Here is an 11,751-nt window from a genome sequence, read left to right as displayed (position 1 = left end):
ATTAATTTTATTGTAGGTTTGTTTACCATACAATAAAAAATTCAAACTTATATAATTTTCAAAGAGCGAGCAATTCTATGAAAAATCAAGCTATTTTTTCATATCAGCTTAACAGATTCAATTTATTTAATTCCCTACTTACCCAAAACACTCTTAACTAAGTTTTTAGCAGCCCCTTTTGCAGATGCAAAAGCTGCATCAGTTACATTAGTATAGCCAATCGCTTCAAAAACAGAATATAATTGCTCATATTGATTTAATGAAAAGTCATCATTTAAAACTAACTCAATAAAACTTTCATCTTCTTTGTTTACTTCTTGTTCTTTATAGAAAGATAATATATATTCACGGAATTTTTGCTTTGTTGGTTCACTTGTTAATTCCTCTAATCTAATCATATCTAATTTTTTTGGTAAACGTGATATAATCGATTCACTTTCTGCATAGTTAATTTTCTCAGATGTTGCCTTAGCTCCCTTGCTCATCATAGATAATAACGCAGAAAGTTTTTCAATTTTCTTTGAAGATTCTAATCCGTTTTTCATTTCATCAATAAGTAATCTAGAAATTTCATTAACATCATCTATAAGATAATCTAGTGATTTTTGAGAATTTTTTATTATCGATTGCAACATCATTTCTCTTTGTTTATTATTCTCTAACTCACTTATACCTGTAACTTTCTTTATTCCTTTATATGCTCCAACTCCAAGTAAAACTGCTACTCCTACGCCTGTAAACATACTTGAAAAGCCTAATACTCCACCCATTCCTAAAGTTGCTAATCCGGATGTTATTCCAGCAGCACTCATACCAACTACTGATCCTGAAAAATAAATAGCAGCTAAAGGAACTCCTACAGCCCCAGCTTTTGCAGCTAAATCCTTCATAGATTTCTTTATTTCACTATCATTTTTTCTCATTGATAAAATTTCTTCATCATTCTTGATTGCTTCAATAATTAACCTAACATGTTCATCTTCAATATTAAATTTTTCTTTTAGCTCATTAATAAATTTATTTTCTTTCCAATTATTTATATCATTATTAATTTTATATATATAAATTATATCTTTAATAAGAGATTTTCTTATTACCTCTAAACTACCTTCTGGCACATTATCATTAATATATTGAATTAAATCATCTGTATTCTCACACTCTGACTCATCACACATATAGCTTCTTATCTTTAAACGATTTTCACTATTATAGTCTATTCTAACTATTAAAGAAATTATTTCAGCATATTCCCTAGAATCTATTTCATTATCATCCGAATATGCAAAATTACAAATTATTTTTACATATGCTTCCTTTATATCATTATTCATAGATGCAAGAGGAAGCATTTGTGATGTAGCTATATACTGCTTATCTTCGCCTGCTTCATTAATTATTCCATTAATTACTTCAACTAATTCCTTATACTTTACATTCATTAAATATGATGAAGATAATTCAACTCTATTATCATTGTCCATCTGCAAATAGATATGTTCTTTCTCTTCTACCTTACCATTATCTTTTATCTTCTTGGTAACTTCATATTCAGCCTTTTTTATCTTTTCAAATCTATATCCTTCTCTATCCTCAAAAGAATATTTTTTATACATTCCTTCTCCAGTAAATATTAACCCTTCTTTTGCACTACCAAATAATGTTGAGTCTATTATTGCTAAAACATATTCTGGATTTACATTTGGTGCAATTGCAGAGATAGCATTATTTAATTTTTTCTCTGGAATTTCTGGTACAACATAAACCTTATCTCCAGCATTTTTAATATTATTCTTAATATAATTTTCTACTGACATAATTCTCCTCTTACTTACAATATATATTTAGTATATTTTTACATGTAAATAAATTATATACAAATAATCCTATATATTCAAATTAAATTATTTGTTTTATTTTATACTTTAAAGTAAACTTTTGTGTATTTTTAACTAATATTTTCTATTTATTACTCTAACCTATACCCATCCCTGGAACTGATTTTATGAATGTTAATCCTAACTTTCTTCTTATTTTACTTATATGTGAATAAACTTTAATTCTGATTAATAAACTTCTTGCCAATCAAATTATTTCCATTCTAGCTTTCGTTAATAACAGCATTTTCCAATAACGAATTTAATCTATATATATTCGAATATAAACTTACTAGTTGAATCTTTTGCATACCATTACTATGTCACTGCTTATAGGTTCAAATAAAATATCTATGTTTATCAACATGAGCAACTTTTTCAGATGCCTGATCATAAATTCTTATCTTTGAAAAGCCAAAAGTTAAGTGTATTTTTATTATACTTATCATCATTTACGAGTATTTTATTTTAAAGTATAACTTATTATTACTACTAAGCATATAAAAATTTCTATCTCCTTCATATTTAATAAGTAGACATACTTCTAAACTCTAAATCTAAAGGAGGTTTATTTATGGAGATTAATGAATTACTAAACTTGATTGCTAATGTTGGCTTTCCTGTTGCCATTAGTGCTTATCTATTAGTAAGGCTTGAAAAGCAAATAATGAACTTAACTTACTCTATTAACAAGCTAAATACTATAGTTTCAACTAAGCTTGGCATTGTAATAGATAATGATGAAATAACTAAAAAAATTTCTTAAAAACCATAAAAAAGCTTAATAAAAACAGTAAAACTTTTATATTACATCATATTTATTAAGTGAAGAAACAAAAAGGGGGAATGCTAAATGGCAGCCAATAAAGAATTACAAAAAGTATCATTAGCTTTTAAGCTTGAAAATGGAACTGACGACGAAGGAAACACAGTTTATAAGACTAAATCTTTTGCTAACGTAAAAGGAAAGGCTTCTGCTGAAGCTATATTTGCTGTTGCAGAAGGTATTAAGACAGTTCTTAAAAATGACGCTGTAGCTTACTACTTAAATGAAACGTCACTAATACAAAGTAATTAATTTCTCAAACAACTGGAGCTTATGTGCTTATAAATGAAAGACCTATTCACATAGGTATAAGCTCTACAAAACAAATTTAAATTTTAAGTATCGCTTAGGGGGGAACAAATTATGGAATATACTTTATCAATGACTTTTTTAACTGAAACAGATGATAAGTACACTTTATCAATATCAGGTGTTAGACAAAACCTTAACTCTCAGGAAGTATCTGACTTAATGGATATCATCTTAGAAAATGATATTTTTATAAGTAAAAAAGGAGCTATAGCTTCCAAGTATGCAGCTAAGGTAACTGAAAGACAAATCACTAAATTTACCGTTTAACTTTCTAAAAAGGTCCATCTAATCTTTATGGTTAGGTGGGCCTTTTTATATTATCTCTAAAAAAGACAGTAGAGATTTGTGTAAAAAAATCTCTACTGTCTTTTTAATACTAAAGGTTTGTATTATTACTTAGCATTCTAATCTATATCCATACCCTGGAACTGATTTTATGCATGTTAACCCTAGTTCTCTTCTTATTTTACTTATATGTGCATCAACTGTTCTATCATTAACGTCATCTGTATACCAAACATATTGTATAAGCTGTTCCCTACTTATGATATTGCCTTTATTGTATACAAGTATCTTCAGTATTTCCATTTGCTTTTTACCTAATCTTATTCTTTCTCCTTTTTTTGTTATTATTTTCTGAGTGAAATCTACTATAAGATTATCATATCTCCATACACCACTTATTAATTCACACAACTTTTCATATGTAGTACCATTATCATCATCGTTTTCTGTAATATTCTTTACTTCACTATTATCTTCTTTTTCAATATTACTGTTTATATAATTGTATTTTTCTTCTTCATAATAATTATTTCTATTATCAATCCTTTCAAAGTTATCAAAATATTTTACTTTATCAAAAGGAATTCTTAATAATTCCACTTTATTATTCTCTTTCTCCTTTGTACATCTAAGATCATATCTTTCGTTCATCATACAGCTCACATCTACAAAGTCTTCATTTTCAGCTGAATGTATTATAAGCATATTTTCATCACAAACTTCTCTAAGCCATTGACATTCATTATTGATTCCTGAATTTATTTCTATTGAAATTCCAAATACTGTTTCTGCAAAGCTTTTAATTTCTTTTAAGCTATTTGCTAGTTTATTTAGTGGTCCATTAATATTATCGATATAATAAAATTCCTCAGCTATAATATCGTTTATTCTAAAAAAGCTATTAATATTACACTCTCTATTTTGCATAACCTTTTGAGAAGCAACAAAGTAACCACACACACTTTGTATAGAAGCAGTAAAATCTTCTTCTATTATTGATATACCATACTTCCAATATTGTAATTCTTCTGTAGGAACCTCATCATAAAATATAAAATTATTAAATAATTCATGTTCTGTAATCTCTTTAAGTATATTGGTTATTTCCCCTCTAATCCTTTTAAACTCTCTACCACATAACAACTTTTATTCCCCCAATTCAACACCTTCTCGTCAAACGTACGTTCTTTATTAATATTATACATAATTTCCAATAATATTTAAATACTTTTCTAGAAAATATGTTCGATTTATTATTTTGTATGTTTTTTAGTTTTATCCCTATCATCATTTACGAGTATTTTATTTTAGATTATAAAAACTTCTTTGTATAGAAAAGGAAGTATTATTAGTTACTTCCCATTGTGATTTATATTTTTACTATTAATTATACATTTTCTTATTTTTTCTACTGTGAAAATAGTATTTCTCTTTATCATAGTCCATATATAAGTTTAGTAAAAAGTTTTCCATAATAATATTTTTAACACCGTTGGCCTCTTTTTCTACATTTTTTATTTTTTCAATAACCTTTGGCTCTAAATATTCTTTAACCTCAAAACTATTGCTTATATATAATGGAACATACCAAGCTAACACCTTGTATATATTTCTATAAATAGTTAGTGATGTTTCAAACTCTCCTTCCACTTCGTCATGTATTACTCTATTTCCAAGATATCTTATAGTATGAAAAGCTTTTGTAACCTCTTCTTCTAGTAGTCTTTCTCTTTCTAATAGATAAATTCTATCTTTCTGACTTATCTCTTCATTTTCTTTAATATTTTCAGCTGCTATAATATTTCTTGCTATCCTTTCTGCCATAGTCCTACCTTTTAAGATAACTGTATATGAATCTATAAATAGCATTTCTTCAAAATTCTTTATAATTTCTGCTAGATATTTGTCTTTTTCTTTTATTATTTCTGCCATTTCAGTAAACATAAATTCTCCTCCTATTTAAAAATTTGTTACTCTTGAATATCTTCCGTTCCATTTTAGAGCACAGGTTCCTCTGTCTCCATGTCTATTTTTTATTAATATTGCATTTATACATTCTGGATTTTCATCTGCATTTTTTGATGAGTATTTCAATTTTCCTTTTTTAAATAAAGCATCTCTATACATCTTATCATCAAGCTTAATATTTCTATAAAGAGCTATAACCTGATCGCTATCTTGCTCAATTCTAGCACTATCTTGAATATCACTAGAATCAATCTTTTCTATAGCCATATCTCCACCTTTTTTATCGACTACCCTATTTGCCTGAGCCATTAGCACTATGCATATGTCTTCTTCCATAGCTAGAGTTTTAAGCATTCCACTTATTTTCCCAAGCTTATTTGTCATAATATCTTTATCGCTAAAATCTATATATTTATTTATATAATCAACAAAAACTACATCTAAAGAATTTTGAAGCTTGTATACTTTAATTTCATTTATAAACTTATTAAAATCTGTTTCTGTTGATACATAAAAGCTGCTATTAAGAAGCTTTGTCATATATTTTGTTATGTTTTCCTTATCTGTATTATTAATTGAATCATCATCTATAGATTTACTAGATATAGACAAATGACTAGCTGCCATTCTATTAAAGACTTGATTTCTTGTCATCTCTGCACTACCATAAAAGACCTTAGCATTATTTTTAATCATATTTGCAGCAAGCTGAAGTGAAAATGTTGTTTTACCCACTCCACTTCTTGCAAATACAGTAATAAGCCTACCTTTTTGGAAGTTACCTAAATATTTATCAAGATGTATGAAGTCACTTTTTATACCATTATTTCTCTCTGAGTTATATAGCCAATTTACATAATCATCAAACTGAGTTGCAATATCTAGCTCCTTTTTAATCTCACACTTATGAACCTTAACCTTTACACTTTCAAGTTCACCTTCAATATCCTCAAGTGCCATATCACCATTTAACTTATTCATCATTTCAACATAAAGATGCTTTTTATAATTTTTAATAAGTAACTCAAGCTTTGTATTAAAGCCACTATCACTACCATTACATGTATAAATATCAGAAATATAAGATGCTCCATCCATATTCCTAATTTCAGCGCTATGATATTGAATAAAAGTAACTAAATCCACTTCCATCTTATTATTTACCATATCCAATATACCTAAATAAATCTTCATATGCTTATCATACAAAAACATCTCCGGCTTTATACTATCCCTAGCCTTTATAATAAGCTCATTATTCCTAAACATAGAGCAAAGTATCTCCTGCTCCAATACTACTTGATTATTATCCAACATAAACTCTCCCCCTAATTATCATATTATCTTTGTCCCTGCAAACCCTAACCTTGCCGTAGGCAACCTTTCTCATTTGTGCCAGCAAACCTTTCTCCTCACCGCAGGTGACCTTTCCCCTTGCTGCAGGCAACATTTCTCCTTTGCACCAGCAAACCTTTCACTTCAACGCAGTCGACCTTTCATCTTTGCGCCAGCAAACCTTTCACTTCGACGCAGTCGACCTTTCTCCTTTACGCAGCAAACTTTTCCCCTCGACGCAGTCGACTAATCAATATATTTTTCTATATCAAAATCTCCTCCATAGAGCTCCTCATCTTCATATTTATCTTTATAACTTAACCATATATCTCCCGTATCAATAAACCTCTTCATTCCATTTGGTCTACTAAGAAAATTAACAATCTTCCAAGGATGATTATAATAATGATTGCTATGATAAACCTTACTGTAATTTTCTATAGCTTGTACAATCTGCTCCTCTAAATAGATTTTAGATGCTGTATTTATTGCATCTGTGATTTTAGGATTTATATGTGGCTCTTTATTTATATTAATTTTATTCCAAGCATTAAATATATTTATATATAATTTATTATTTATATAACTATTTATATTATCATCTTTATCTCTATCTGACAGACTATTTTCAGAATTGTATACCCCTGTCAAACTGTCTATTTTACTTGATTTAGTCCCCATTCTACTCTTATAACAATTACACTTTTCTATAGATTCACTAAGTATTTTTTTATTACTTTCTTCTATTGGGTCATTACTTTTTGTATATATCTTTTCAGCCTTAGGTACTATTTGAGCATTACTTTTTGTACATACCTTTTCGACCATAGGTTCTATTTGAGCATTACTTTCTGTACATACCTTTTCGGCCATAGGTGCTATTTGATCATTACTTATATCTTCATTATTTTTAAATATTAAGCCTTCTTTTACAAAACTATAGTTAGTTGCTTTTCCTATAGTTTTTTCGGTAGATATATATCCTTTATCTACTAAAGCTTTTAAAATTGACTGAACCTTTGAGATTCTTGTTATACCAAATACATTGGATAATTCTCTTAAGGTAACTTTTATTATGTTATCTCCATCATTATCATAATATTTAAGAGTTAAAATCATGTATCTTTCATCTTTATTTAAGTTTTTATCATTAAATATAGTGCTTATTAAATTCTCATCCTTCATATCTCTATTTATTTTCCTTTCAATTATTTTAAAGCTTTTATCATATTAAGTTATATTCACATTGATGCAAAAGGCTCATTATATTTGTTTCGTATATAGATGCTGTCATTAAGTTTGGCTGAATTATTGTAAGTCTTATCTTGTCATTTGTAATACTAGTTAAGAACTTGTCTATAGTAGCTAAGCCAAGTAGTTTAATATCTATATCCTGCGAAGAATTAATAAAGTCATAATCAAAGGATTTTATATCAATTACTTCAATGCTATCTTTACTCATTAAAATTACATCTGCATTAACTTCAGTTACAACTCCATCACAATGTAACTCTAACTTTTCATTAAGTAATACCTTGACATCCTCACCTTCTAGCTCCATGTTTTCAACTTCCTTCAAAACCGCTTTAAAGGCAATTTTAGATAATGTTTCTGAAAAATCAGTTAACTCATAATCAGTAGTAAGATCAATTAATTCTTCCTCATATTCATCATTTTTTATAAAACCAAAATTCTTCTTTAGCTTTAAAACTGTTAAATCCTTTACAATTTTCTCATTTTCTCGTAAATTTAGATTATTATTAACCATAAATCCTCCATTTCAAATTAAATGCTACATTAAGCTCTAATTTATTTTCTTTTATTTCCTATATTTTAATTATAGAAAATGAATGTTGCATAAATATGAAGTTTCATGCTAACTTATCGACAGAATTTACTACAAAAAATAATAAAAAAAGCTATCTCGCAACTAATTTTTAAAGTTAGTTGCGAGATAGCTCCTATTTTTATGTACTTTTATTTAATAAATTCTAATAAAGATTTTCATTTAAGAATATTCTTATTACTTAAATATACTATTATACTGCAATCTTTTCGTTTTTAGTTTCTTCAATTTCTTCTTTATCTTCTCTTAAAACTAAATTTAAGATTAAAGCTACAATTGTACCTGTAGATATTCCTGATGCAAATATCATTTTTAATGCCTCTGGTAATTGTTCAATAAATTCTGGTCTAAATGTAACTCCAAGACCTAATCCAATTGCTGTAGCTATAATTAATAAATTACGTTCTGTTAACTTTACTCTACTTAAAGTCTTTATCCCAGCTGCTGCAACTGTACCAAACATAACAATTCCAACTCCTCCAAGTACAGGTTGTGGAATGCTATTGATTAATGCTGCTAATTTAGGTAAGAACCCTAAACAAACAAGTATTGCACCTGCTGCTACTGCCACATAACGGCTAGCTACTTTTGTTAAGCTTATTAGACCTACATTTTGGCTAAAAGATGTATTAGGGAAAGATCCTAGAAGTCCACCAATTATGCTACCAATACCATCAGCTAACACACCTGATCCTACTCTTTTTTCATTCATTTCTACTTGTGAAGTCTCACCAACAGCCTTTAAGCATCCAACTGTTTCAATAGTAGTTACAAAATAAGCAGGTAAAAACGCAATAAGAGCCTTTAAGTCAAACTGTACTCCATATTCAAATATTTTAGGGAAAGATAACCATCCTGCTTCTCTTATTGGAGCAAAATCAACTAATCCAAAAGGTATACAAATTATATATCCAACAACCATCCCAATTAAGATAGAGGCACTGCTTAATAATCCTTTTCCGTAATGATTTAAAGCTAGTGTAATTATTAGTACTGCTATAGCAATTGATATATTTAACATGCTACCATACTCTGCTGAACCTGAACCACCTGCAGCCCAATCAATAGATACAGGTAATAATGTTAAACCAATTAAACAAACAACTGTCCCTGTAACTAATGGTGGGAAAAGTTTCATTAATGGTTTTATAAAAAAGCTTAGAATTATTTCAAAAAATGCCCCTAAAATTGTTGCACCAATTATTCCTGGTAATCCTAAAACTGACCCTACTGATATAGATGGTGAAACAAAGGTAAAATCTGTTCCCATTATACAAGCTACCTTAGAACCTGCTCTACCTACTCCCTTTGCCTGAATAATAGTAGCTAGTCCAGAAGCTAATATTGTAGCACTTATTAAAGTAGTTGTTGTCTTTCCATCAAATCCCAATGCTCCTGCTATTACTAATGGAACTACAACTATACCTCCAAAAGCTGCAAAAATATGTTGTAAACCAAATAATATCTTTTTACTTAAAGACGGATTATCATCTACTTCATAAGTTAATTTAATTTTCGTCTCTAGATTTTGTGAATTCATCATCTTGTCATTCCCTTCTTTTGTTATTAATAAAAACTTACTGCCTGTACAACAAAAAGCACCCCATAATAATATGAGGTGCTATAATAATGCTTATAATAAATTACAAACCTTCTTATATCCCCTCGTAGTCTGCTATTTTACGGCTAGCAGGTAGAAACTTTCCAACCTTATTATGGATTTTATACGAGTTAATACACAAATAATATCACGAACATTTTATAAAATCAACTATTTTTTGTACGCATTATTTTTTCTTATGTATCTATCTTTTAAAAACATTTAAATTCTAATTATTCAATTCTCATAACATTTATTATTTTTATTACTTGCTCTTAGCAATATAGCTTGCCTCTGGAAATTTTCTGGACCTTCAAGGTCCAATACTCTCCATTTTTACCATGCTACTGTAATGCAACTATTTTTAATATTAAACTTTTCAAAGTATGCATTTTCTTTAGGAATCCATTCTTCTCTAAACTTTATAAGCTGCTTTGGTCCGTTTCTTTTTTCTATATTTTCAAGCTGCTTTTCATCGCTTATATCTGTAAAGATTTTTAAATCATAGCAGTTATTAAAATATGGATGAAGACTATAAGAGCCTTCAATTATATTAATCCTTTTTTGACTTACAATATATCCATCTTTAATCTTTCTTTCCATGCAGCTGAAAGGTCTATAATTTACATCTTTCTTTTCAAGTATATTATCTAATACTTCTTCTTTAAACCTTTCATAATCTACATTTCCACCTACTTCTGATAAACGCTCTTCAGTTCTCTGATGATTTTGCAAGAAGAAATCATCCATATGAAAAAGGTTGCTATCATATACTTTATTTAGATAATATCCTAAAGTCGTCTTACCACTAGCACACTTGCCATCTATTCCAATTACTAAAACATCTTTATCGCTCTTAGCTATTAATTCATCCACTGCTTCTTTTATGTTTCTAAAGCGTTCTTCACAGTGTTTATTCATTATTAATTTATCTTCCATAAGATATTCTCCTTGCTTCGCTTGCTTTAATTTTTATAACAAGGATTGGTATAAATACAAGCTGAATTATTATTCCAGGAATAGCACTTACGAATGCGTGCATCATAAATATCTGCCAAGTAAATTGATTTCCAAGAGCAGTAAATAAGCCATAAGAAACTACTCCCCATACAGCTCGTCCTAAAATCATAGCTGTAATTAATGATATATATACGCCTATCTTTTTATCCTTAACTCTGTTATACATAATTCCTGATACTAAACCATACGTTGCAAGCTCAAAAGCCATAGCTGTTGCTATAGGCATTAATGGTGGTGCTCCAAAAGTTACACTTCTTAAAAGTGGCACAACAAAGCCTACTACAAGCCCATAAGGCGCTCCACAAATAAACCCAGCAAGAATTACTGGAATATGCATTGGACACAGCATATTTCCTATACTTGGAATTTGCATTGTTATAGATGGTAGTATAAGTCCTATTGCAATAAATAATCCTGATAATACTAATTTTTTACTGTTAATTTTATTTAAGTTCATATTCCCCTCCTAATTTAAATAATCGATCTGTTAAGTTATATGAACATTGCTCTTCTCAGCCCAAGGAAATACAATAGGTTTGCGATACTAAATAATACCCCCTTCGAAAAGGAGAGAAGAACAATGAGCAAAACTAATATAAAATGCCCACGCTGTAATTCTGATAAACTATACAAGTTTGGTATGAATAAGCAGGCTAAACAAAAGTATCAATGTAAGCAGTGT

Annotated in this window: 15 protein-coding genes and 1 riboswitch; of the genes, 4 read left to right on the top strand and 11 right to left on the bottom strand. The window is 28.8% G+C overall.

Going from position 1 to position 11,751, the window contains the following annotated elements; translation table 11 throughout:
* Nucleotides 1–134: 134 nt before the first annotated feature.
* Together H8S10_RS16580 and H8S10_RS18305 are read right to left on the bottom strand one after the other, a co-directional pair.
* Nucleotides 135–1,817: a hypothetical protein gene (locus H8S10_RS16580; RefSeq protein WP_186839610.1), complete on the bottom strand. Its 1,683-nt coding sequence runs from the start codon at nt 1,815–1,817 to the stop codon at nt 135–137.
* A 157-nt stretch (nt 1,818–1,974) separates the two neighbouring features.
* The gene (locus tag H8S10_RS18305) at nt 1,975–2,085 is read right to left on the bottom strand and encodes a helix-turn-helix domain-containing protein (protein WP_186839609.1); all 111 of its coding nucleotides are present in this window, start codon (nt 2,083–2,085) and stop codon (nt 1,975–1,977) included.
* Nucleotides 2,086–2,451: 366 nt separating this feature from the next.
* On the opposite strand from H8S10_RS18305, the gene H8S10_RS16570 reads away from it, so the two are divergent.
* From H8S10_RS16570 to H8S10_RS16560, 3 genes are all read left to right on the top strand, one after another.
* Nucleotides 2,452–2,643: a YvrJ family protein gene (locus tag H8S10_RS16570; RefSeq protein WP_055262780.1), complete on the top strand. Its 192-nt coding sequence runs from the start codon at nt 2,452–2,454 to the stop codon at nt 2,641–2,643.
* Nucleotides 2,644–2,730: 87 nt separating this feature from the next.
* Nucleotides 2,731–2,955: a DUF1659 domain-containing protein gene (locus tag H8S10_RS16565; RefSeq protein WP_186839608.1), complete on the top strand. Its 225-nt coding sequence runs from the start codon at nt 2,731–2,733 to the stop codon at nt 2,953–2,955.
* Between the two features lie 111 nt (nt 2,956–3,066).
* Nucleotides 3,067–3,282: a DUF2922 domain-containing protein gene (locus H8S10_RS16560; RefSeq protein ID WP_055262776.1), complete on the top strand. Its 216-nt coding sequence runs from the start codon at nt 3,067–3,069 to the stop codon at nt 3,280–3,282.
* Nucleotides 3,283–3,411: 129 nt separating this feature from the next.
* Here H8S10_RS16560 and H8S10_RS16555 read toward each other — a convergent pair whose 3' ends face one another.
* The 9 genes from H8S10_RS16555 to H8S10_RS16515 all read right to left on the bottom strand — a co-directional run bounded on the left by H8S10_RS16555 (nt 3,412) and on the right by H8S10_RS16515 (nt 11,526).
* Nucleotides 3,412–4,443, bottom strand: a complete 1,032-nt coding sequence (locus H8S10_RS16555) for a winged helix-turn-helix domain-containing protein (protein ID WP_186839607.1) — start codon at nt 4,441–4,443, stop codon at nt 3,412–3,414.
* Nucleotides 4,444–4,683: 240 nt separating this feature from the next.
* Nucleotides 4,684–5,244, bottom strand: coding sequence for a hypothetical protein (locus H8S10_RS16550; RefSeq protein WP_186839606.1), 561 nt, complete (start codon nt 5,242–5,244; stop codon nt 4,684–4,686).
* A 15-nt stretch (nt 5,245–5,259) separates the two neighbouring features.
* Nucleotides 5,260–6,585: a DnaB-like helicase C-terminal domain-containing protein gene (locus H8S10_RS16545; RefSeq protein WP_055262770.1), complete on the bottom strand. Its 1,326-nt coding sequence runs from the start codon at nt 6,583–6,585 to the stop codon at nt 5,260–5,262.
* Nucleotides 6,575–6,718 (bottom strand): hypothetical protein, encoded by a 144-nt coding sequence (locus H8S10_RS16540; protein WP_186839605.1) that lies wholly within the window; start codon nt 6,716–6,718, stop codon nt 6,575–6,577. Before H8S10_RS16540 ends, H8S10_RS16545 begins: the two co-directional genes overlap by 11 nt.
* Nucleotides 6,719–6,849: 131 nt before the next feature.
* The gene (locus H8S10_RS16535) at nt 6,850–7,788 is read right to left on the bottom strand and encodes a hypothetical protein (RefSeq protein ID WP_055262766.1); all 939 of its coding nucleotides are present in this window, start codon (nt 7,786–7,788) and stop codon (nt 6,850–6,852) included.
* Between the two features lie 40 nt (nt 7,789–7,828).
* Complete coding sequence (locus H8S10_RS16530) at nt 7,829–8,371, bottom strand: DUF2800 domain-containing protein (protein ID WP_186839604.1); 543 nt, start codon at nt 8,369–8,371, stop codon at nt 7,829–7,831.
* Nucleotides 8,372–8,642: 271 nt separating this feature from the next.
* On the bottom strand, nt 8,643–9,989 hold the full coding sequence (locus H8S10_RS16525) for a nucleobase:cation symporter-2 family protein (RefSeq protein ID WP_186839611.1): 1,347 nt from the start codon (nt 9,987–9,989) through the stop codon (nt 8,643–8,645).
* A 108-nt stretch (nt 9,990–10,097) separates the two neighbouring features.
* A riboswitch (purine riboswitch) is annotated at nt 10,098–10,199 on the bottom strand.
* Nucleotides 10,200–10,385: 186 nt separating this feature from the next.
* On the bottom strand, nt 10,386–10,988 hold the full coding sequence (locus H8S10_RS16520) for a hypothetical protein (protein ID WP_186839603.1): 603 nt from the start codon (nt 10,986–10,988) through the stop codon (nt 10,386–10,388).
* On the bottom strand, nt 10,978–11,526 hold the full coding sequence (locus H8S10_RS16515; protein WP_186839602.1) for an ECF transporter S component: 549 nt from the start codon (nt 11,524–11,526) through the stop codon (nt 10,978–10,980). Before H8S10_RS16515 ends, H8S10_RS16520 begins: the two co-directional genes overlap by 11 nt.
* A 123-nt stretch (nt 11,527–11,649) precedes the next feature.
* On the opposite strand from H8S10_RS16515, the gene H8S10_RS16510 reads away from it, so the two are divergent.
* A partial coding sequence (locus H8S10_RS16510; RefSeq protein WP_347707662.1) for an IS1 family transposase occupies nt 11,650–11,751 on the top strand: 102 nt, incomplete at its 3' end.

The organism is Clostridium sp. NSJ-49, assembly GCF_014287725.1.
Lineage (GTDB): Bacteria > Bacillota > Clostridia > Clostridiales > Clostridiaceae > Clostridium > Clostridium disporicum_B.
Note: the sequence above shows the minus strand (reverse complement) of the source record. Positions and strands in the feature narration are given on the sequence as shown.